The sequence below is a fragment of the Roseomonas elaeocarpi genome (assembly GCF_042433915.1).
In the GTDB taxonomy this organism is placed as follows: Bacteria; Pseudomonadota; Alphaproteobacteria; order Acetobacterales; family Acetobacteraceae; genus Roseomonas; species Roseomonas elaeocarpi.
Genome location: NZ_JBHLUN010000012.1, coordinates 210,054 through 232,015, shown reverse-complemented (window position 1 = coordinate 232,015; position 21,962 = coordinate 210,054). Strand labels below are relative to the sequence as shown.

The 21,962-nt window shown below is 72.3% G+C and carries 18 protein-coding genes and 1 pseudogene; 15 read left to right on the top strand and 4 right to left on the bottom strand.

The features are described 5' to 3' along the window. Positions 1-224: 224 nt before the first annotated feature. Positions 225-659, bottom strand: coding sequence for a DUF1489 family protein (locus tag ACFFGY_RS17575; RefSeq protein WP_377045814.1), 435 nt, complete (start codon positions 657-659; stop codon positions 225-227). Between the two features lie 83 nt (positions 660-742). Here ACFFGY_RS17575 and ACFFGY_RS17570 point away from each other — a divergent pair, with 83 nt between their 5' ends. The 3 genes from ACFFGY_RS17570 to ACFFGY_RS17560 all read left to right on the top strand — a co-directional run bounded on the left by ACFFGY_RS17570 (position 743) and on the right by ACFFGY_RS17560 (position 5,055). Next, positions 743-1,639, top strand: coding sequence for an aldose 1-epimerase family protein (locus ACFFGY_RS17570; protein ID WP_377045813.1), 897 nt, complete (start codon positions 743-745; stop codon positions 1,637-1,639). A gap of 295 nt (positions 1,640-1,934) precedes the next feature. Beyond that, positions 1,935-3,131 carry a M20 aminoacylase family protein gene (locus tag ACFFGY_RS17565; protein WP_377045812.1) on the top strand — a complete coding sequence of 399 codons (1,197 nt, stop codon included), beginning with the start codon at positions 1,935-1,937 and terminating at the stop codon, positions 3,129-3,131. Between the two features lie 331 nt (positions 3,132-3,462). Continuing rightward, positions 3,463-5,055: an ABC transporter substrate-binding protein gene (locus tag ACFFGY_RS17560; RefSeq protein WP_377045821.1), complete on the top strand. Its 1,593-nt coding sequence runs from the start codon at positions 3,463-3,465 to the stop codon at positions 5,053-5,055. 154 nt (positions 5,056-5,209) lie between these two features. Here the strand turns inward: ACFFGY_RS17560 and ACFFGY_RS17555 are convergent, their stop codons facing one another. Further along, complete coding sequence (locus ACFFGY_RS17555) at positions 5,210-6,196, bottom strand: ROK family protein (RefSeq protein ID WP_377045811.1); 987 nt, start codon at positions 6,194-6,196, stop codon at positions 5,210-5,212. A gap of 23 nt (positions 6,197-6,219) precedes the next feature. Next, positions 6,220-7,212, bottom strand: a complete 993-nt coding sequence (locus ACFFGY_RS17550) for an SDR family oxidoreductase (protein WP_377045810.1) — start codon at positions 7,210-7,212, stop codon at positions 6,220-6,222. Between the two features lie 104 nt (positions 7,213-7,316). Between ACFFGY_RS17550 and ACFFGY_RS17545 the strand changes: the two genes are divergently transcribed. The 10 genes and pseudogenes from ACFFGY_RS17545 to ACFFGY_RS17500 form a co-directional block, all read left to right on the top strand. Continuing rightward, on the top strand, positions 7,317-9,125 hold the full coding sequence (locus ACFFGY_RS17545; RefSeq protein ID WP_377045809.1) for a glycoside hydrolase family 15 protein: 1,809 nt from the start codon (positions 7,317-7,319) through the stop codon (positions 9,123-9,125). A 177-nt stretch (positions 9,126-9,302) separates the two neighbouring features. Further along, on the top strand, positions 9,303-9,518 hold the full coding sequence (locus tag ACFFGY_RS17540; protein ID WP_377045808.1) for a hypothetical protein: 216 nt from the start codon (positions 9,303-9,305) through the stop codon (positions 9,516-9,518). 306 nt (positions 9,519-9,824) lie between these two features. After that, complete coding sequence (locus ACFFGY_RS17535; protein ID WP_377045807.1) at positions 9,825-10,403, top strand: DUF1684 domain-containing protein; 579 nt, start codon at positions 9,825-9,827, stop codon at positions 10,401-10,403. Between the two features lie 173 nt (positions 10,404-10,576). Then, a complete protein-coding gene (locus tag ACFFGY_RS17530; protein WP_377045806.1) occupies positions 10,577-12,178 on the top strand; it encodes an ABC transporter substrate-binding protein in 1,602 nt (533 codons plus the stop codon). A gap of 91 nt (positions 12,179-12,269) precedes the next feature. After that, entirely contained in the window at positions 12,270-13,331 is a 1,062-nt protein-coding gene (locus ACFFGY_RS17525; RefSeq protein ID WP_377045805.1) for an ABC transporter permease, read from the top strand. Beyond that, positions 13,328-14,176: an ABC transporter permease gene (locus ACFFGY_RS17520; protein ID WP_377045804.1), complete on the top strand. Its 849-nt coding sequence runs from the start codon at positions 13,328-13,330 to the stop codon at positions 14,174-14,176. The genes ACFFGY_RS17525 and ACFFGY_RS17520 overlap by 4 nt, the downstream gene beginning before the upstream one ends. Continuing rightward, positions 14,173-15,453, top strand: coding sequence for an ABC transporter ATP-binding protein (locus ACFFGY_RS17515; RefSeq protein WP_377045803.1), 1,281 nt, complete (start codon positions 14,173-14,175; stop codon positions 15,451-15,453). Before ACFFGY_RS17520 ends, ACFFGY_RS17515 begins: the two co-directional genes overlap by 4 nt. Further along, complete coding sequence (locus ACFFGY_RS17510; protein WP_377045802.1) at positions 15,438-16,601, top strand: ABC transporter ATP-binding protein; 1,164 nt, start codon at positions 15,438-15,440, stop codon at positions 16,599-16,601. The genes ACFFGY_RS17515 and ACFFGY_RS17510 overlap by 16 nt, the downstream gene beginning before the upstream one ends. 13 nt (positions 16,602-16,614) lie before the next feature. Then, on the top strand, positions 16,615-17,304 hold the full coding sequence (locus ACFFGY_RS17505; protein ID WP_377045801.1) for a nucleotidyltransferase family protein: 690 nt from the start codon (positions 16,615-16,617) through the stop codon (positions 17,302-17,304). Positions 17,305-17,637: 333 nt separating this feature from the next. Continuing rightward, positions 17,638-17,964: pseudogene (locus ACFFGY_RS17500) on the top strand (cupin domain-containing protein); the annotation flags it as partial. A 72-nt stretch (positions 17,965-18,036) separates the two neighbouring features. Here ACFFGY_RS17500 and ACFFGY_RS17495 read toward each other — a convergent pair. Beyond that, positions 18,037-19,134: an alkene reductase gene (locus tag ACFFGY_RS17495; RefSeq protein ID WP_377045800.1), complete on the bottom strand. Its 1,098-nt coding sequence runs from the start codon at positions 19,132-19,134 to the stop codon at positions 18,037-18,039. A 322-nt stretch (positions 19,135-19,456) separates the two neighbouring features. Between ACFFGY_RS17495 and ACFFGY_RS17490 the strand changes: the two genes are divergently transcribed. Next, complete coding sequence (locus ACFFGY_RS17490; RefSeq protein WP_377045799.1) at positions 19,457-20,221, top strand: meso-2,3-butanediol dehydrogenase; 765 nt, start codon at positions 19,457-19,459, stop codon at positions 20,219-20,221. A 268-nt stretch (positions 20,222-20,489) separates the two neighbouring features. Then, positions 20,490-21,923, top strand: a complete 1,434-nt coding sequence (locus ACFFGY_RS17485) for a leucyl aminopeptidase family protein (protein ID WP_377045798.1) — start codon at positions 20,490-20,492, stop codon at positions 21,921-21,923. The last annotated feature ends 39 nt before the right edge of the window (positions 21,924-21,962 follow it).

The window sequence follows — 21,962 nt, the reverse complement described above, 5'->3', positions numbered from 1 at the left end:
CCATCACCCCACACACACGCACCACAGCTGAACACGCCGCTCGCGGAGCAACAGCTCCATGAGCGGCTCTGCGTGCTCGCCACTTGGTCAGACATGGGCCAACGTCGCAGAAAGAGGCAGGCCGCCCACACGTGTCAGCCCAGAGCAGCACCACGCCCACAAGTGCGCAGCGCTGAACTGGCCCTGACCGTCTCGCGACAGCCGGGACCCACGGCGCAAACTCCTCAAAGCAATCCAAGCCGACGAAGCTCCACGCGAAGCTTGGGCGGGATCGTTTCCAACCCCGACGCCACTGGGCCGTCTCCTACATCGCCCGGTGCGTCAACCGCGGTGAGGTATCGCCAGCCCTGGAATGGCTTCTGCGGACGCAGCTCCACAGGCACCAGCTCAGGGTCGAGGACCAGCGCCACGCGCGCGCGTCCCTCCGTATCCTGATCCTCCACCAGATCCAGCAGTTTCTGCCGCACCCGCACGAAGCCGCCGATCACCCAGTAGATCGAACCGCCATCCAGCAGTTCCTCGCGCCGACGCGGGATCATGCGCGTCCAGTGGCGCAGCGGCGGTTGTACCACCAGCCGTTCCGCCTGCAGGCGGCGCAACTCGTGCACGTCTTTGGGTCCGACGGACAGCTTGATCAGGTTCAGGGCCACGCCGGCCATCTGCGCCGGCATCCTGCTCGCGGCAAGACCTCGAGCCGCTCGGGCGCTACAACACCGCCCTGACTCAATCGAGGAGCAGGGCGATGGACCGGCAGCACACCCTACGGCATGGCGACACCCTGGCCGTCATCCAGCAGCAAGGTGCCGAACTTTCGGCCCTGGACGCGCATGGCCATGCCTGGCTCTGGGATGCCCAGCCCTCCTGGCCGCGCCATGCCCCAGTCCTGTTCCCGATCGTCGGGCGTCTGCAGCAGGACAGCCTCCTTCACGACGGGCAGCGGCACGGTATGACGCAGCACGGCTTCGCGCGGGACCGGGCCTTCCGCTGGCTCGAGCGGGAAGAGCGGCGCTGCTCGCTGGAACTCACGGCCGATACGCAGACCCGTGCGCTTTATCCCTTCGACTTCCGCCTCGTGCTGGAGTTCACCGTCGGGGATGCCACCCTTCGCTGCGTCGCCACGGTCGGAAATCCCGGTCAAGCGCCGCTGCCCTTCTCGGTCGGGGCACACCCCGCCTTCCGCTGGCCGCTGCCCGGCTGCGAGGGGCGCGACGGTCATCGCCTGCGCTTCCCCGACCTCGACACGCAGGCCCTGACCGTGTCGCGCCTGCGCGACGGGCTCCTGTCGGGCGAGGAGGAAACCCTGCCGATCCCTGGCGACGGCTTGCCGCTCGACACCGCGCTCTTCGCGCGTGATGCGCTGGTGTTCCGTGACCTGCCCACCCGGCGCGCGCGCTTCTGCGGCCCCTCTGGCGCGGCGGTCGACATGCGCTGGGACGGCTACCGGGATTTCGGCGTCTGGACCAAGCCGCAGGAAGCCCCCTTCCTCTGTCTGGAGCCCTGGCGCGGCCATGCCAGCCCGGCCGGGTGGGAGGGCGAGTTCAATGGCAAGCCCGGCATCGTGAACCTGCCGGCGGGAGAAGAGGCTTCCTTCACTTGGACGGTCGACCTCGTGCCGCCCGGGTCGGCCACGGCCGGCTGATCCCGCGCGCCGCTGCGGGACGGAGCGCGGGAGCAGGGCGCAACATTGGCGCTCCGCCAGGCACCCAGCCCGGCGGCGCGACCTGCTGCGCGCCGCTTCCCATGACGGGTGACAGCGCCTCGCGGGTGATCGCCCCACAAGGCTGGTGGCCTGCGTGCTGACGCCCCCTGCGTGACGCCTCCCGGGCGGCTGATCGCCCGCGCACCCGGTGGTCCCGAATTGCCTCCGCCGCATTGACCCCTTCCGGAACGCGGGCGACCCTTCCGCACGAAAGCTCGTCCGGAAGGAAAAACCCATGCCCGCACAGAACCCCCTCGATGCCATCCGCGCCTACGAGGGCGAGCTGATCGCGATCCGTCGCGACATCCACGCCCATCCCGAAACCCGCTTCGAGGAAGTCCGCACCGCCGGCATCGTGGCGGAGAAGCTGCGCGACTGGGGCTTCGACGTCACGGAAAAGGTGGGCGTCACCGGCGTGGTCGGAACGCTGCGCGGCACCCGGCCGGGGCAGCGTGCCATCGGCCTGCGCGCCGATATGGACGCGCTGTTCATCGAGGAAGAAACCGGCCTACCCTATGCCTCCACGGTGAAGGGCAAGATGCACGCCTGCGGCCATGACGGGCACACCACGATGCTGTTGGGCGCCGCGCGCTACCTGTCGGAGAACCGCGACTTCGCCGGCACCGTCCACCTGATCTTCCAGCCCGCCGAGGAAGCCGGCACCGGCGCCAAGGCGATGCTGGCCGACGGGCTGTTCGACCGCTTCCCCTGCGATGCCGTCTACGGGCTGCACAACAGCCCCGGCATCCCGGTCGGCCGCTTCGCCACGCGGCCCGGCCCGATGCTGGCGGGTGCCGACTTCTGGGGCGTCACCTTCACCGGCACCGGCGGGCACGGCGGCGCGGCGCCGCACCTGGCCACCGACGTGACCGTGGTGCTGGGCCACTTCCTGCTAGGCCTGCACACCATCGCCGCCCGCTCGCTCGCGCCCACCGAGAGCGCGGCGATCAGCGTCGGCTACATCAATGGCGGCGCCACGGAATCGCCCAACGTCATGCCCTCCGTCGTGGAGGTGCGCGGCACCGCCCGCTACTTCGAGCCGAAGACCCAGGAGACCATCATCCGCCGCCTGCGTGAGCTGGCCGAAGGCCTGGCCGCCGTCCACGGCTGCAAGGCGGAACTCGACTACCAGGCGCTGTGCATCCCCACCGTGAACGACGCCGCCAAGACCGTGGTGGCGCGCGAGGCCGCCGCCGCCCTCGTGGGCGCGCCGCAGGTGGGCGAGGTGCCGCCTTCCACCGGCGGCGAGGACTTCTCCTTCATGCTGCGCGAGAAGCCCGGCGCCTTCATGCGCATCGGCAACGGCTCCAACCCGGACGGCAGCTTCCACAACGTCCACACGCCGCACTACGACTTCAACGACGAGGCCCTGGCGCTGGGCTCGGCCTACTGGGTCAGCCTGGTGCAGGAGGAGCTCGGCCTGAAGGACTGATGCCAGGCTGCACGGGTTTGGGCCTGTGCAGCCCTCTGTCGCGCCTGGGTTGACGGGAAGGCCGCACGCCGGACTTCCATGGGGGCCGCCATGCGGAGGGCGGTGACGTCCTCCGCATGACGGCGTGAGTTCCGGCCCGGCCCATCCGGGCGCAGCGGCCGGGCCCGCCCTTTGCAAGGTACGGCTTTGCCGATAACCCGGATGGTTACGCCTGCTCCGCACGGGCGGGATGCCCAGGCCCGGGAGCAGAGCCCCGGTCCCAAGGAGCCCCGCCGTCCGGGAACGGGGCGGCGCAGGACCAAGGATAAGGGGGAAACCGGACATGACCACGATGCTGCGCACCGCGCTGCGACCCTTGCTGCTCGGTGGGATCGTGGCGCTCTCGCTCGCGGCGCCGGCCGCGCGCGCCCAGGATGCGGCGCAGACCCTGACCATGGCGGTCAGCGCCCCACCCGCCAGCATCGACCCGCACTACTACACGCTGACGCCGAGCATCATGCTGTCGTCGCACATCTTCGACCGGCTGGTGCAGCGCGACGCCAATTCCCGCCTCACGCCCGGCCTGGCAGAGTCCTGGCGCCTGGTGGACGACACGACCTGGGAGTTCAAGCTGCGCCCCGGCGTGAAGTTCCACGACGGCAGCGACTTCACCGCGGCCGACGTGGCCTATTCGATCGAGCGCGTGCCGCAGGTGCAGAGCCCGAGCTCCTTTGCCGTCTACACCCGCGCCATCGCCTCCACCGAGGTGGTGGACCCGCTGACGATCCGTTTCCACACCAAGGAACCGTCGCCGTTGCTGCCGACGGATCTGGCCAACATCTTCATCGTGCCGCGTTCCACCGCGGCCCACGCCGCGAGCTCCGACTTCAACAGCGGCGTGGCGGCGATCGGCACCGGCCCCTATCGTTTCGAATCCTACGAGCCCAATAGTCGTGTCCGCCTCGTGCGCAACGACGCATACTGGGGCGGCAAGCCGCAGTGGGCGCGGGTGGACTACCGCATCATCACCAATGACGGCGCCCGCGTGGCGGCGCTGCTGTCGGGCGACGTCGCGCCGATCGACAACCTGCCCACCGCCGACGCCGCGCGGCTGCGCAAGGACGAGCGCCTCACGGTGGTGGAGGGCAACAGCACGCGCCTCGTCTTCATCGGCCTCGACACCGAGCGCAGCGGCGCCACGCCGGACGTGACCGGGCCCAATGGCGAGGCGCTGGACCGCAACCCCTTGCAGGACCGCCGCGTGCGCGAGGCGCTGAGCGTCGCGATCAACCGCCCGGCCATTGTGTCGCGGGTGATGGAGGGCGCGGCCCTGGCCTCGGGGCAGTTCATGCCGCCGGGTGCCTTCGGCTACGCGCCCAACATCGCCGTGCCCGCCTATGATCCGAACCGCGCCAAGCAGCTGCTGGCGGAAGCGGGCTACCCGAACGGGCTGACGATCACGCTGCGCGGTCCCAACGACCGCTACGTCAACGACGCGCAGATCGAGCAGACCGTCGCGCAGATGTGGACGCGCGTTGGCGTGAAGACCCGCGTCGAATCCCAGCCGCTGGCCACCGTGATCGGCAAGCTCAATCGCTTCGAGGCCTCGGCCTTCCTCTTGGGCTGGAGTAACTCGACCGGTGAGCCGTCTTCCTCGCTCAAGGCGGTGCTGGGCACGCGCAACGCCCAGACCGGGCTCGGTCTGTCCAACTTCGGCCACTACAGCAACCCCGCCTTCGACGCGGTGGTGGCGAAGGCGCTGGCCACGCTGGACGACAAGGCGCGCGAGGCGCTGATGCAGCAGGCCATGGCGATGGCCATGGAGGACGTGGCGGTGATCCCGCTGCACGTCCAGAAGAGCGTCTGGGCGATGCGCCGGGGCTTGCGCTACGAGGCGCGGGCCGACGAGGAAACCCGTGCCATGAGCCTCAGCCCCGCGCCCTGAGGAGGCATCGGGAGCGCGGCCAGGAAAAGGTCTCTTGACGGCCTCCGGGTGCGACATCGCGCCCGGGGCCTGCCGGCTCGGTTCACCGGTCGACCCCTTCGGCCGGCTCCCGTCGGCCGCGCCCTCGCTGACCCCGGGCTCGGCCCCCTTCGGCTCAGTCCCGGCGGGCCAGGACCTCGCGCGCCACGCCGGCGGCGCCCACCAGCCCGGCATCGTCGCCCAGCGCCGCGCGGAGGATCTCGGCCGGGCGGAAGCCGGGCAGCAGCTGCTCGCGCAGGGTGCGCTCGATGGTGGGGCGCATCTCCTCCAGCAGGGCGGAGACGCCGCCGCCCACCACGATCCGCTCCGGCGCGTAAAGGTGGTGGAGGTTGCGGAAGCCCACGCCCAGCAGCACCGCTTCTTCCTCCAGCACGCGAGCGGCCACGGCGCAGCCTTCGCGCGCCGCCCGGCCGGCATGTTCGCCGGTGGCGGGCGCGTCGCCGGCTACCGCTGCCAGGTGACACGCGGGCTCCGCCGCCACCGCCGCCCTGGCACGCCGCCCCAGCGCGGTGCCCGAGGCCAGCGCCTCCCAGCAGCCGCGCTGGCCGCAGTTGCAGGGCTCGGAGGTTTCGGCGATCCGGGTATGGCCGATCTCGCCCGCGAGGCCGCCCAGGCCGCGCAGCAGCCGACCGTCCACCACGATGCCGCCGCCGATGCCGGTGGACACCGTGACGTAGCAGAAGCTGCGGCAGCCCTGGCCGGCACCGGCATGCCATTCGCCGATCGCCGCGACCTTGGCGTCGTTCTCCAGCGCGGCCGGTAGCCCCGTCAGCTCCCGCAGGCGCCCGGCCAGCGGCACGTCGCGCCAGCCCGGCAGCGCCACCATGTGGATGACGCGCCCCTCGGCGGCGTCGAAGGTGCCGGGCAGGCCGACGCCGATCGCCGCGGTGTTCTCGTCGCGCAGCGCCGCGATCATCGCCCGCATCTGCCCGATCACCGCTTCCGGCCCGCCTTGCGCGTCGGTGCGCTGGCGCTCGGCGCGCAGGATGCGCCCCGCCGGGTCCACCAGCGCCACGCGCAGCTGCGTGCCGCCCAGGTCGATGCCGATGACGTTGGGGGGAGCGCCCGGCGAGGGGCTTCCCGGCTGTGGGTCGCTGCTCATGCGCGGCTTATCGCGCCGTGCGCTCAGATCCGCCAGCGCCGGGCGAGCAGGTGCAGGCCCGACAGCAGCCCGACGCCCAGCGCCGCCACCACCGCGCCCTTGTGGTAGGTGGTGAACATTTCCCACGAGCCGCGGCGCGCCAGGTGGTCGAAGCGGCCATGCGCCGCCTGGTGGCCCGCCACCGGCTGGAACAGGTTGCCCGGGGCGGAAGCGGGCTGGGGCCTGTCGCCCATCTGCGTGTCGTAGCCGTGCTTCGCGAGGTAGCGGTCCGCGAAGCCGGGCGCGAGGCGGTTGCCGATGATCGCCTTGACCGTCGGCAGCCCCACCCAGATCTCGCGCCGCCGGTGGGTGGCCGCGAAGACGATGGCGCGCGCCGGAACCTCGGGCTGGAAGATCGGCGGCACCGGCTGCGCCATCTTGCCCATCCGGTTGCGCGACCAGTCGAATTGCGGCGTGTTCACCGCCGGCAGGTGCACCATGGTCAGGTGGATATTGGCGCGGTCGTGGATCAGCTCGGAGCGCAGGCTGTCGGTGAAGCCGCGGATCGCGGCCTTGGCGGCGCAGTACACCGCCTGCAGCGGGATGGAGCGGTACACCAGCGCCGAGCCGACATTGACGATCGTGCCGCGCCGCCGCCGACGCATCCGCCGCAGCGCCGCGACGGTGCCGTGCACCGTGCCGAGATAGGTGACCTCGGTGCCGCGCCGGAACTCCTCGGCCGTCACCTCCATCACTGGCGCGAAGACGGTGGCCATGGCGTTGTTGACCCAGACCTCGATCGGGCCGAGCTCGCGCTCCACCCGCTCGGCCGCGGCGTCGATCGCCTTGTCGTCGGCCACGTCGGCCGGGATCGCCAGCGCGCGCACCCCCATGCCGCGCAGCTCCGCCGCCGTTTCCTCCAGCCGCTCCACGCCCCGGGCGATCACCGCCACGTCCCAGCCCTGCCGGGCGAATTCCCGCGCCGTCGCGCGCCCCACGCCGGCGCTGCCGCCCGTCACCACCACGATCCGCGCCACGCCGCACCCTCCGAAACCTGATCTCGCAGCGCCAACGTGAGGCCCCCGCCCGCGTTGCCTGGAGCGATGCGGCAGCCGGGCCGCTCCCCGAGAGTTGCAGCCCCATGTCCAAGCCCATCGAAGATTACGCCATGATCGGCGACGGTCAGACGGCCGCCCTGGTGGCGCGCGACGGCGCGGTGGACTGGCTGTGCTGGCCGCGCTTCGACAGCGACGCCTGCTTCGCGGCCCTCCTGGGCGAGGAGCGCCACGGCTACTGGCGCATCGCGCCGGAGGACGGGGAGGGTGGGGAGCCCGCGGTGTCGCGCCGCTACCGCCCCGACACGCTGGTGCTGGAAACCGGGTTCCGCACCCGCGCCGGCGCCGTGCGAGTGATCGACTTCATGCCGGTCCGTCCCGACGGCGAGGCCTCGCTGCTGCGGCTGGTGGAAGGGCTGGAGGGCGAGGTGGCGATGCGCTGCACCCTGCAGCTGAGCTTCGACTACGGCTCCATGCCGCCCTGGGTGTCGCGCGAGAGCGCCTGCCATGAATCCGGCCTCGTCGCGGTGGTGGGGGCCAACAAGGTGGTGTTCCGCACCGAAGTGCCGCTGGACACCACCGAGCACGGGGCCGAGGGCCGCTTCACCGTCCGGGCCGGGCAGCGCCTGGCCTTCACCCTCCAGCACGGCCCGTCCCACCTGCCGCCGCCGGAGCCGCTGGACGCCTGGGCGCTGCTGGACGCGACGGAGCGGCACTGGCGCGACTGGATCGCGCCGTTCAGCAAGCCCACCGACTGGCCCGAGGCGGTGCGCCGGTCGCTGATCACGCTCAAGGCGCTGATCCACCATCCCACCGGCGGGCTGGTGGCGGCGCCGACGCTGGGCCTGCCCGAGATCCCGGGCGGCAACATGAACTGGGACTACCGCTACTGCTGGCTGCGCGATTCCACCTTCACGCTGACGGCCCTGCTCAATGCCGGCTTCCGGGACGAGGCGCGGGCCTGGCACGACTGGCTGCTGCGGGCGATCGGCGGCCTGCCGGAGAAGATGCGCATCATGTACCGCCTCGACGGCGAGCGACGGCTGGAGGAATGGAACGTCCCCTGGCTGCCGGGCTACGACGGCGCGCAGCCGGTGCGCGTCGGCAACGCCGCGGCCGGGCAGCGGCAGCTCGACATCTACGGCGAGGTCCTGGACAGCACGCTGCTGGCGCGCGGGGCCGGCATCGACAGCAGCCACCATTCGGCCGAGGTGTCCTTGCGCCTCGTGCGGCACGTCGAACGGATCTGGCGCGAGCCCGACCAGGGCCTGTGGGAATCCCGCGACGCGCCGCAGCACTACGTGTATTCCAAGGCCATGGCCTGGATCGCGGTGGACCGCTTCCTGCGCCTCGACGACAGGCGGAGCGGCGTTTCGGCGGAGGAGATGGCGCGCTTCCGCCGCCTGCGCGACGAGATCCACGCCGACATCTGCGAGCACGGCTTCAACAGTCGCACCGGCACCTTCGTGCAGCACTACGGCTCGCGCAGCCTCGACGCCTCGCTGCTGCTGCTGCCGCTCACCGGCTTCCTGCCGGCCGACGAGCCGCGCATGGCCGCCACGATCACCGCGATCGAGGAGCACCTGCTGGAAGGCGGCCTCGTGCGCCGGATGGCCGCCCCCTTCGGCGCGCCGCTGATCCGTGCCGAGGAAGGCAGCTTCATCGCCTGTTCCTGCTGGCTGGCCGACTGCATGATGATGCAGGGGCGCCACGACGATGCGCGCGCGCTGTTCGAGCGGGTGCTGGCGCTGCGCAACGACGTCGGCCTGTTGTCGGAGGAATACCACGTCCCCAGCCGCCGTCTGATCGGCAACTTTCCCCAGGCGCTGAGCCACCTGGCGCTGGTGAACACCGCGCTGGGCCTGTGCGGCACGGTGATCCGGCGCGGCGGCTGAGCGGCCCCTGCCGCGTCCCTCCGCCTGCCCTTCCGGAGGTCCGGCGCAGGGACGCGGCCACAACGACGCGGTACCGGGCACAACCACGGCACGAGAAAAATTTGTTCCGGCTTCAAATGACCTGTTAACCCCTCCGGTAAATGATGCAGAGTGTTGCTGGACAAGGAACATCGCGTCATGCGTCGCTCATCCCCCCTGCGCGACATGGCCGGAGTGTTTGTTGCCACGGGCCTGTTGCTGACCGCCTATTTCGGCGCCTTCATGGTGCTGGAGCAGCGGTCGGACTGGGTTGCCGAGTGGCTGCCGCTCCGCGTCTCCGTCGGCCTGACCATCGCACCGGAAATGCCGGACACCCCGCTCTCGGTCACGCCGCTCGCCACGCGGCAATCCTGAGCCACCCAGGCCGACCTTCCGACGCGCCCCCGCGCGGTGGCCACGGCCACGACCCTTCGCGCGCTGGCGACCCGGTGCGCGGGAGTGTGACGCCGTGACGCGTTGCCCCGGCAGGCGCCGGGCGTCTATGGCGGTGGCATGACGCAGCCCCCGAACGATCCGCACGCGGCGGGCCCCGCCGCCGGGACTTCCGCTGGGAGCCCCTTTGGGAACTCCAGTGAGAACCCCACTGGGACCTCCGCCTGGAACCCCGCTGGGGATCTCACCGGGGGCGACACTGCGGCGCTGTGGGACTGGCGCCGGCGCGTGGCCGACCTTTACGCCGCGATCCGGGCCGAGCCCGAGCCGGAGCGCGCCTGGCAGCTGTGGCGCGACACCCGCGCGGCGCTGTTCCGCAGCCACCCACAATCCCCGATCGAGCCGGCGGCGCGCGCCGCCCATCCTGGCCCGCGCCTCTATCCCTACGATCCCGCGCTGCGATTCGCCGTCACGCTGCGGCCGCCCGAGACCGCCGAGGTGCTGGAACTGCCGGCCGGCGCCGACGGGGCCGTGGTGCTGGACGGTTTCGCCCGCACCGAGGGGCTGGGCGAGGCGCTGGGGGGCGAGTTGGTGCTCTACTGGATGCGCGGCTACGGCGGCGGCGTGTTCCTGCCCTTCGCCGACGCCACCAGCGGCCGGGAAACCTACGGCGCCGGGCGCTACCTGCTGGACACGATCAAGAGCGCCGATCTCGGCCGCGACGGGGCCGGCCGCACGGTGCTGGACTTCAACTTCAGCTACTTCCCGTCCTGCGCCTACTCGCCGCGCTACACCTGCCCGCTGGCACCGCGCGGCAACCGCCTGCCCATGGCCGTGCGCGCGGGGGAACGCCTGCCGGAGGGCTGAGGGCGGGAATCCTCGCCCCGGTCCCGTTCAAGACCCGTTCATCACCCGCCCCATCGCGGACCCGCTGCTTGCCCCGGCCGGGACGGATCGTTTCTATGTCCTCCCGAAGCCGCGAGGCGAGGTCCGACCCGCTTCCCGGGGGAACGGCCGGGATTGTTCCAGGAGGCCACGCGATGCGCCAACCGACCCGCCGGCAGCTGCTGTCGGCCACCGCCAGTCTTTCCGCCGCAACCGCCCTCGGCGGCCTCGCCCCCGCCGCGCTGGCGCAGGCGGCCGCGCAAGGCCCAGGGCAAGGTGGCTCGCAGGGGCGCCCGCGCAGCCTGGCCGTGGCCATGTCGCGCGACATTCAAGGCGCCCTGCTGCCGACCTCGCGCACGAGCTTCCAGGAAGCCAACATCATGCGCGCGGTGATGCAGGGGCTGATCTCCTTCAAGCCGGGCACCTTCGACTGGGAACTCCAGGCCGCGCGCAGCATCACCCAGGTCTCGCCCACCGAGATCAGCTTCGAACTCCGGCCCGGCCTCAAGTGGCACGACGGCTCGGGCGAGATGACGGCCGAGGACGTGAAGTTCTCCTTTGAAAGCTTCAGCCAGCCCGGCCCGGACGGCCGCCCTTCCACCTACAAGGCCGACTGGGACGCGCTGGACCACGTCGAGGTCACCGGCCCGCTTTCCGGCCGCATCCTGCTCAAGAAGCCAGCGCCGCAACTCTGGACCGTGGTGCTGCCGGAGGGTTCGGGGCTGATCTACTCGCGCAAGGCGCTGGAGGCCGGGGCCTACCGCACCGACCGGCAGCCGCTGCGGGTGATCGGCACCGGGCCCTACCTGTTCGGGGAATGGGTGCCCAACCAGCGCGTGGTGCTGCGGCGCAACCCCGACTGGGTGGGCGACAAGCCCGATTTCGACGAGATCGTGGTGCGCCCGGTGCGCGACCCGAAGACCGCGGAACTGGCGCTGCGGGCCGATGAGCTGCAGTTCACCGCGGTGGAGCCCTCCTCGGCCGCCGCGGTGGCGAAGCTGCCGGCCACCCGGGTGCTGAACCAGGACAGCATCAACATGGTCTGGATCGGCATCAACGTGGAGAAGCCGCCCTTCACCGACCTGCGCGTGCGGCAGGCGATCCGCCTGGCCCTCGACCCCGAGCAGATCACCCAGGGCGGCTACGACGGCGCGGTGGGCACCGCCACCGGGCCGATCGCGCCGCCGCTGCTGGGCTACTGGAAGGACGCGCCGCGCCCGGCCCGCGACGTGGCGGCGGCGAAGAAGCTGCTAGCCGAGGCCGGGATGCCGAACGGCTTCCGCACGCGGCTGACGCTGCTCAACCGCCCGGTCTTCCAGAACGTGGGCGTGATCACCCAGGCGCTGCTGGCCGAGGTTGGCATCCAGCTCGACCTCGACGTGCAGGATGCCGGCACCTTCTGGTCCGCCGGCAGCGGCGATGCCGGCAAGGCGCTCGACTTGTCGCTCCAGCGCTTCGGCGGCAAGGCGGACCCGGCCTTCCAGCTGCAATGGTTCACGGCGGACCAGGTGGGGCAATGGAACTGGGAACGCTGGCGCTCCCCCGAATATGACGAGCTGTACCGGCGCGCCGGCGCCACCGACGACAAGGCGGAGCGCGCCCGCCTCTACATCGAGGCGCAAAAGGTCATGGAGGCCTCGGCCGCCTTTATCTGGCTGACGCACGAGAAGAACGTCATGGGCTTCCGTGACTGGCTCCAGCCCGCGGTGATGCCCAACGGCGACGACATGCTGCTGGCGCGGTTCCGCAGCGCGTGACCCCGCGCCACCGGCCGGGCGGGTCGCGCCCGGATGACGCCGGCATGGCCGGGCGCGGCGCCGCGCGGCCGCGCTGGGCGGGGCAGGGCCGGTGAGCCTCGCCGGCAGCGGCGTCGCGCCGGCGCCGCCCGCCGCGCTGCGCGGGCACGCCGCGGGACCGGCCGGCCCGAAGCCGCCGCGCGCGCCCGTGCCGCCGACGCTGCGCTACCTCGGCGGCCGGCTGCTCACCACCGCAATGGTGCTGCTCGGCGCCACGGTGCTGCTCTTCGCGCTGACGCTGGCGATCCCGGGCAACCCGGCGCAGGTGATGCTGGGGCCGCGCGCCACGCCCGACGCGGTGGCCGCCTTCACCGCCGCCATGGGCCTGGACCAACCGGTGCCGCTGCGCCTGCTGCGCTTCCTGGGCAACGTGCTGCGCGGCGACCTCGGCCGCGACGTGGTCAGCGGCCGCCCGGTGCTGGCGCTGGTGCTGGAGGTGTTTCCCTACACCCTTTCGCTCACCGCGGCGGCGATCGGCCTAGCGGTGGCGGTGGGGGTGCCGCTGGGCTGCTTCGCCGCGGTGTACCGCAACTCCTGGCTCGACCAGCTGACGGCGGTGCTGAGCGTGAGCGTGATCGCGGTGCCGAACTTCGTGGTGGCGGTGGTGCTGGTGCTGGTGTTCTCGGTCTGGCTCGGCTGGCTGCCGGTGCTGGGCACGGGCGGCGATGGCGCGGCGGGGGGCGGGGGTACGGTCGCGCGTCTGGTGCTGCCGGCGCTCTCCCTGGGGCTGAGCTGGATCGGCTACATCGCCCGCCTCCTGCGCGCCTCGCTGCTGGAGGTTCTGGCCGAGCCGCATATCCGCACCGACCGCGCCTACGGCATGGCGGAATGGCGCATCGTGGGAAAATACGCGCTCAAGCTCGCGGCGCTGCCGACGCTGGCGATCCTGGGGCTGGGCGTCGGCCGCCTCCTGGGCGGGGCGATCTTCGCCGAGATCGTGTTCTCGCGCCCCGGCCTCGGCACGCTGGTCTTCGATGCCATCAACCTGCGCAACTACCCGGTGCTGCAGGCGAGCGTGCTGGTGGTGGTCTTCGTGTTTACGCTGACCAACCTCGCGGTGGACCTGCTCTACGCTTGGCTCGACCCGCGCCTGGGGCGGGAGGAGCGGCGTTGAGCGCCGCTGCGGAGGCGGTCCGCGCCATCTGGCGCGACGGTACCGGGCGCATCGGCCTCGTGCTGGTGGTGCTGGTGCTGCTGTTCAGCCTGGCAGGCCCGGCGCTGATCCCCTGGGACCCGAACCGCCTCGACGTGCTGCACCGCTTCAGCGGGCCTTCCGCGGCACACTGGCTGGGCACCGACCACCTCGGCCGCGACATGCTGGCGCGGCTGGCCGATGGCGGGCAACTGGCGCTGGAAGTGTCGATCCTGACCATCGCGGTGGCGCTGCTGGCGGGCACGGCGGCCGGCGTCGCGGCCGGCTTCGCGCCGCCGGGGCTGGAACGCGTGATCCTGGTGGTCTTCGACGTGGTCAGCTCCTTTCCGGGCCTGCTGCTGGCGCTGGCGGTGGTGGCGCTGCTGGGGCCGGGGCTGGACAAGGTGGTGCTGGTGATCGCGCTGACCATGGTGCCGCATTTCGGCCGGGTGGCGCGGGCGCAAACGCTGGGCGTGCGCAACAGCGCCTTCCTGGAAGCGGAGCGCGCCCTGGGCGCCGGCCCCGTCCGCATCGTGCTGGTCCACGTTCTGCCCAATATCCTGGGGCCGCTGCTGGTGCTGGCCAGCATGGACATTCCCGTGGTGATCACCGTCGAGGCGGGCCTGAGCTTCCTGGGCGTGGGCATCCCGCCGCCGCGCGCTTCCTGGGGGGCGCTGCTGCACGACGGCTACAACAACCTCGCGCGCTCCACCTGGCCGGTGGCGCTGGCGGCCGTGGCGCTCTGCGCGGCGACGCTGGGCTTCACCCTGTTCGGCGAGGCGCTGCGCGACGCGGTGGACCCCCGCCTGCGCGGGCCCGCGGCATGAGCGACGCCGGACAGCCGGACGGGGTCGCGGTCAGCATCCGCGGCCTGAACCTCGGCTTCCGCACCCCGCGCGGCCCGGCGCTGGCGCTGCGCGACGTGTCGCTCGACCTCGGGCGCGGCCGGGCGCTGGGGCTGGTGGGCGAGAGCGGTTCGGGCAAGTCCACGCTGGTTTCCGCGATCCTGAGGCTGCTGCCGGGCAATGTGGAGAGGCTGTCGGGCGAGATCCGCTCCGGCGGCGAGGACCTGCTGCAGCTGGCGCCGGAGCGGATGCGGCAACTGCGCGGCACCCGCTTCGCGATGATCTTCCAAGACCCGATGACGGCGCTGAACCCGGTGTTCCGCATCGGCACGCAACTGGTGGACCTCCAGCGCGCCCGCCATCCCCGCCTGCCGCGCGCCCTGCTGCACGAGCGTGCCGTGGCGATGCTGCGCCGCGTCGGCATCCCCGAGGCGGAGCGCCGGGTCCACGGCTACCCGCACGAATTCTCCGGCGGCATGCGGCAGCGCGTGATGATCGCCGCCGCCCTGCTGGCCGAGCCCGAGGTGCTGCTGGCCGACGAGCCCACCACCGCGCTCGACCCCACGGTGGAAGGGCAGATCGTGCGGCTGCTGAGCGCGCTGCGGGCCGAGATGGGCGGCACGATGGTGCTGATCTCGCACAGCCTGGCGCTGATCGGCGAGCTCTGCGACGACGTGGCGGTGCTCTACGCCGGCGTCGTGGTGGAAACCGGCACGGTGCGCGAGGTTCTGGAACAACCGCTGCACCCCTATACCCGCGCGCTGCTGGCCTGCGAGGTCGGCGCGGACGCCCCGCGCGGCGTGCCGCTGCGCTCGATCCCGGGCGAGGTGCCCGACATCGCGCGGCTGCCGCCGGGCTGCATCTTCGCCGACCGCTGCGCGCTGGTGATCGAGGCCTGCCGCGCGGCGCAGCCGGCGCTGCGCCCGCCCGGCGAAGCCTCGGCGGCAGGCGCGGCGACGGCGGCCGCCCCGTCCGGCCCGAGCCCCGATGGCCCAGTTCCCGGTAACCCGACCGCCGATGGCCTGACGCCGGATGTCGCCGGCCCTGGTGCCGCGATCCCCGGGGTTGCAATTTCCTCTGCCGCGACGTCCGCCGGCCCGGCTTCCGGTGTCCTGGCCGGCGACGCCCCACCTCACGAGGCCCCGCTCCCGGCCGATGCCGTCAGGATGGGGCGAGGGGACACGCCGCGAAACGGCACCATCCGGCGCGGCGACGCGTTCCGGGCGAATGCGAGGATGGCGGCGTGCATCCGCATCTGAGCCAGGGCGCCTCCACCCCGCCACCCGCGGCACCGGGATCGGGCCCGGCCGGAAGCGGCCGAGGCCCTGCTGGCGACGGCCTCAATGGCAACGGCCCGAATGGCGATGATCGCGGTGGCGACGGCCCCGGTCGCGCCAGCTCCGCGAACAACGGCGCGCCCCGGAACGCGGAAGCCGCCCCAATCCCCGAAGGCCCGATCCCCGAAGGTCCGATCCTGGAAGCCTCGGGCGTCACGCTGGTGTACCGCGACGGCACGCGCGCGGTGGACAACGTGTCGCTCCGGCTGCGGCGGGGCGAGATCCTGGGGCTGGTGGGCGAGAGCGGCTCGGGCAAGAGCTCGCTTGCCCGGCTGCTGCTGGGCCTCGCGCGGCCCGGCGCCGGCACGGTGCGCTTCGAGGGGCGCGACCTCGCCTCGGCCGACCGGCGGGCGCGGCAGGCGTTGCGCCGGCGCGCGGCGATGATCTTTCAGGACCCGGTGGCCTCGCTCTCGCCCCGGCTGCGCCTGGGCAGCCTGCTGCGCGAGCCGCTGCGCATCCACGGCCTGCCGCTGCGCGAAGGCTGGCCGGCGGCGCTGGCGGTGCTGCGGGCGGTGAACCTGCCCGAAGCGATCTTGGAGAAGTACCCGCACCAGATCAGCGGCGGGCAGGCGCGCCGCTTCGCCATCGCCCGCGCCCTGGTGCTGGAGCCATCGCTGGTGATCGCCGACGAGCCCACGGCCGGCCTCGATCTGTCGGTCCAGGGAGAGGTGGTGAACCTGCTCACCGGGCTGCGCGACCGGCTGGGCCTGGCGCTGCTGATGGTGTCGCATAACCTGCCGGTCGTCGGCGCCGTCGCCGACCGCGTGGCGGTGATGTACCTGGGCCGTCTCGTGGAGGCCGGCGCGGCGGAGGTGGTGTTCCGCACCCCGGCGCACCCCTATACCCGCGCGCTGCTGGCCGCCGTGCCGCGGCTGCGCCCCGGGGGGGCGGAGGCCGGGCCGGTGCGGGACGTCCTGCCCGGCGAGGTGCCGAGCCCGCGCAACCCGCCGGAAGGCTGCCACTTCCGCACCCGCTGCCCGATCGCCGAGGAGGTTTGCCGGACCGTGCCGCCGCGGCACCGGACGGGTGAGGGCGTGGAGGTGCTGTGCCACAAGCCGCTGGTGCGCTGAGGGGAGGGGCGGCATGACGGAGCCCGCGGACTTCGCCCCCTCGGCGGAAAACCTCCTCCTCGCGGCGCGGGAGAACCCGGTGAACGCGGCGCTGCTCCGGCGCCTGCCGGCGCTCGGGCTGCCGCAGGGCTTCCTGACCGCCGGATCGCTGTTCCAGGCGGTGTGGAACCGGCTGTCGGGACGGCCGGCGGCGGCGGGGGTGCGGGACTACGACGTCTTCTACTTCGACAGCAGCGATCTGAGCTGGGAGGCCGAGGACCGGGTGATCCGCCGCGTGGCCGAGGCGACCGCCGACCTCCTGCCCCCGTCCGATGCCGCACCCGTGGCATCGCGCGCGGCGCCGATGCCCGGTGCGCCAATCTCCGCTGCACCCTTGTCCGGGGCACCGCTGCCCGCGGCGCCAGTGGAGGTGCGCAACCAAGCGCGCGTCCACCTGTGGTACCGCGACCGCTTCGGCAGCGACTACCCGCGCCTCGGCTGCGCCACGGATGGCATCGATCGCTACCTGATCCCCTGCACCAGCGTCGGCATCTCGCTGGAAACCGGCGCGCTCTACGCGCCCGACGGGTTCCATGATCTTTGGGCCGGCGTGCTGCGGCCCAACCCACTGCTGCCGGACCTGCCGCTGTTCCGGCGCAAGGCCGAGAGCTACCGCGCCCGCTGGTCCTGGCTGCGGGTGGTGGAGGCGGTGGACGGAGCCTGAAGCGGCGGCGCGCCGGTCTCGTGGCGGCAGACAGAACGCCTGCTCGCGCGGACGCCCATGCGGGTGTCAGGAGGGCCGCCAAAGAGCCGCCGGGTGGGCTGCGACGGTGGCGGAACTGTTGTCATCCGCCCATGCGCTCCGGTAGCCTGGGGCTCCCTCGTAAGCCAAGCAGCGCGACCATGAGGGGCGCCGGCGATATCCCGCCGCCGCCCGTTGTGCCGCCACGCTGCGACGCGTGACCTCGCCGGCCGCGTGTCCGGCGCTTCAGGAGAAGCCACCATGTCCGATGCCGCCGCGCCGACCACGACCTATCGCGTGGGCGAGAGCGACACCCGTCCCTGGGGCTCCTGGCACCTGCTGGATGCCGGGCTGGGCTACGTCGTCAAGCGCATCGTGGTGGAGCCGGGCCAGCGCCTGAGCCTGCAGAAGCACCGCCACCGCGCCGAACACTGGGTGGTGGCCAATGGCACCGCCCGCGTGGTGCGCGGCGAGGAGGTCCTGACGGTGGGGGAAAACGAGTCCATCTTCCTGCCGCTGGGCGTGGTGCACCGCATGGAAAACCCGGGCGACGTGCCGCTGGTGGTGATCGAGGTGCAGCTGGGCAAGCACCTGAGCGAGGACGACATCATCCGCCTCGAGGACAACTACAACCGGGTCTGATACAACCGGGTCTGATACAATCAGGTCTGGCCGCGCCGTTCCGCGGCCGGGCGCCGCGTGGCGACCGGCCGCTCAGGCTGCGTCGAGCATGGGGTAATCCGTGTAGCCCTCCGCCCCGCCGCCGTACCAGGTGCTCTTGTTGTCGGTGTTGAGCGGCGCGTCGCGGCGCAGCCGCTCCACCAGGTCGGGATTGCCGATAAAGGGCCGGCCGAAGCAGATGAAGTCCGCCAGGTCGTCGTGCCGCGCGCGCAGCGCCATCTCGCGCGTGTAGCCGTTGTTGGCGATGTAGCCGCCGTTGAAGCGGGCGCGCAGCCGCTGGAAGGAGAAACCTTCCGGCTCGTCGCGGCTGCCCTGGGTGACGCCCTCGACGCAGTGCAGGTAGGCCAGCTCGAAGCGGTTCAGCTCCTCCACCAGCAGGCCATAGGTGCCCATGGGATCGCTGTCGAGCGGGATGCCGCCCACCTGGTTGGTCAGCGGCGACAGGCGGATGCCCACGCGGTCGCCGCCCCACACCGCGCAGACCGCCTCCGCCACCTCGAGCGTGAGGCGGATGCGGTTGGCCGCCGGCCCGCCGTAGCGGTCGTCCCGCTGGTTGGTGCTGTCGCGGATGAACTGATCCAGCAGGTAGCCGTTGGCGGCGTGGATCTCGACGCCGTCGAAGCCGGCACGCTTCGCCACCTCCGCCGCGTGGGCGTAGTCGCGCACGATCCCGGCCATCTCGCCGGTCTCCAGGGCGCGTGGGGTGGGGTGCGGCTTGAAACCCTCCTCGGTGAAGGCCTGCCCTTCCGGCCGGATGGCCGAGGGGGCCACGGGCAGCGCGTGGCCCGGCTGCAGGTCCGGATGGCTGATGCGCCCGACATGCCAGAGCTGCAGCACGACGTGGCCGCCCGCCCCGTGCACCGCGTCGGTGACCAGCCGCCAGCCCGCTTCCTGCTCGGGCGTGTAGCAGCCGGGCGTGAAGGCGTAGCCCTTGCCCTGGGGCGAGATCTGGCTCGCCTCCGTCACGATCAGCCCGGCGGTGGCGCGCTGGCGGTAGTATTCGGCGTTCAGCGGCCCCGGCGCGTCGCCCGCCCCGGCGCGGGAACGGGTGAGCGGCGCCATCACCACGCGGTTGCGCAGGTGCAGGGCGCCCAGCCTGGCGGGCTGGAACAGGTCGCTGCTGGCGGACATGCGGTCGAGGCTCCGTCGGTTCGGGGCCGGCGCCTCCTGTCACCCTGAGGGCTGGAGCGGCGCAGGCCGGGTTGCGGCAGATGCCGCCCTTCGGTGACGGAGCGGTTCGCGGGCCGGGAAGTTTGCCCGCCACGCCGTCGCGACACGAAATCTTCCCGCAGCGCGGGAAAACAGGAGGCGGCGCGCACGCCTTGCCGCCACGAACGCTGGAACCGCCGCCGCGATGGGCCGTTCGGCATGGGCATGGCGCAACCTGTGGCCGCGGCGGGCGGCGCTGCCACCGGTTGCCACCCAACCCGGAACATCTGGAGATCCCCCGACCATGGCTGGTTTCGAAGGCAAGACCGTGATCGTCACCGGCGCCGGCTCCGGCATCGGGGCCGCCACGGCACGGCGCTTCAACGAGGAAGGGGCCTCGGTCGTGCTGGCCGGGCGCACCGAGGAAAAGCTGAGCGCGGTGGCGCGCGGCATGGAGGCGCGGCGGGTGCTGGTGCACGCCACCGACGTGTCGGACCAGAGCTCGGTGGAGGCGCTGGTGGCCGCCACGGTGGAACGCTTCGGGCGGATCGACGTGCTGGTGAACAATGCCGGCGTGGCGCCGACCGGTCCCTTCGCGCGCACCTCGCTGAAGGACTGGCGCGAGGTCATGGCGATCGACGTGGACGGCGTGTTCTTCGGCATCCGCGCGGCGCTGCCGCAGCTGCTGAAGAACGGCGGCAACATCGTCAACGTGTCGTCCGTGTCGGGCCTGGGCGGCGACTGGAACATGAGCTTCTACAACGCCGCCAAGGGCGCGGTGAGCAACCTGACGCGCTCCCTCGCCCTGGAGCTCGGCGGCAAGGGCGTGCGCGTGAACGCCGTGGCGCCCAGCCTGACCATGACCGAGCTGACCGCCGGCATGGAAAACAACAAGGCGCTGATGGACCGCTTCGCCGACCGCATCCCACTGGGCCGCGGCGCCGAGCCGGAGGAGGTAGCCGACGTGATCCTGTTCCTGGCCGGCCACGGGGCGCGCTTCGTCAACGGCGTCATCCTGCCGGTGGATGGCGGGCTGATGGCCTCCAACGGCCAGCCGCGCCAGGCCTGAGGGCGGCCCGCGCGGCCGGGCACAGGGCCGGGTACAGGGCCGGGTACAGGGCCGCGGCGTCCCGCAGGAGAAGATCGTTTCTTGCGCAGGATGATGTATGGGCCGGGGTTTCCCGCCCCTCCGCAGGGCATCCCCACCACGATCGGCACGCTTTTGATCCGCGGCCGGTCTGGGCAGCCCGGCGGATGGGCGTAACGTCCGCGCCTTTCTTTCCGAAGCGGGGTGCCGGCGACTCCAGGCCCGCCCCATCCAGCACGAGGCCCAGCCCATGAACGAGATCCCGCCCCGGGACATCCCCCAGCTTCGCGCCCTGGAGGGCCTCGCGGCAGCCGGTGGCGACAGCCTGCCGCTGCGGGCCATGTCGGCGGCCGGGCTGGACGCCGGGCTGGCGGCGCTGGCGCCCGGGCAGGCCGCCTTCCTGCGCGCCACGGGCTTCGCCGCCAAGGCTGGCGAGCTTCGCCTGCTGCCGGGCGAGGCTGGCCTGGCCGGCGCCGTGCTGGGCCTGGGCGAGGAAGCGTCGCTTCCCTGGACCTACGGCGACCTGCCGCGGACCCTGCCGGAAGGCACCACCTGGCACCTGGAAGGCGAGGCCGACGCGGAGGCTGCGGTGCTCGGCTGGGCGCTCGGCGCCTACGGCTTTCACCGCTACCGCGCGCCCAAGCGCCAGCCCGCGCGCCTTGTGCCGCCGGAAGGCACCGGCTGGTCCGCCACGGTGGCCGAGGCGGCGCAGTGGGTACGCGACCTGATCAACACCCCGGCCTCCGACCTCGGCCCGGCGGAGCTGCTGGAGGCGGCGCGCCTGCTGGCCGCGCGCGAGGGCGCCGATTTCGAGACCGTCACCGGCCCGCTGCTGGCCGAAGGCTTCCCGGCGCTGGCCGCGGTGGGTAAGGGCAGCAGCCGCGCGCCCGGCGTCGGCATCCTGCGCTGGCAGGGCGCGGCCGACGGCCCGCTGGTGGCGCTGTGCGGCAAGGGCGTGTGCTTCGACACCGGCGGGCTCGACCTGAAGCCGCCGGCGGGCATGCTGCGCATGAAGAAGGACATGGGCGGCGCCGCGACGGTGCTGGGTCTCGCGCGGCTGATCATGCAGGCGAAGCTGCCGGTGCGATTGCTGGTGATGGTCGGCGCGGTGGAGAACAGCGTGTCGGGCGACGCCTTCCGCCCCGGCGACGTGTTGCGCACGCGCAAGGGCCTCACCGTCGAGATCGGCAATACCGACGCGGAAGGGCGCCTGGTTCTGGCCGATCTTCTCGCCTTCGCGGGTGAGCAGCAGCCCGCCCTCATTGTGGATTGCGCGACGCTGACCGGCGCTGCGCGCGTGGCACTGGGGCCGGACCTTCCCGCGCTGTTCAGCAACAACGATGACGCGGCCGCAGCCCTGCTCGCAGCGGGTGACAGGAATCACGACCCTGTGTGGCGCCTCCCATTGCGCCGTGGTTACGATTCGTGGTTGGACAGCTCCGTTGCGGACATCAACAACGTGGCCTCTCGACCAATGGCGGGTGCCGTGGTCGCGGCGCTCTTCCTGAACCGCTTCGTTCCCGGTGGAACCCCTTGGGTTCACCTGGATCTGTACGCCTGGAACGACTCGCACCGCCCCGGCCGTCCGGAAGGTGGTGAGGCACAGGCTCTTCGCGCTCTCCATGCGGGGATCGCGGATCTGCTTCCCGCGCTCAAGAACGGGAACGATGGCAAGCCGGGTTGAACGCCGTTGTTTGTGGCGCGATGCACGGCGTCGTGCCTT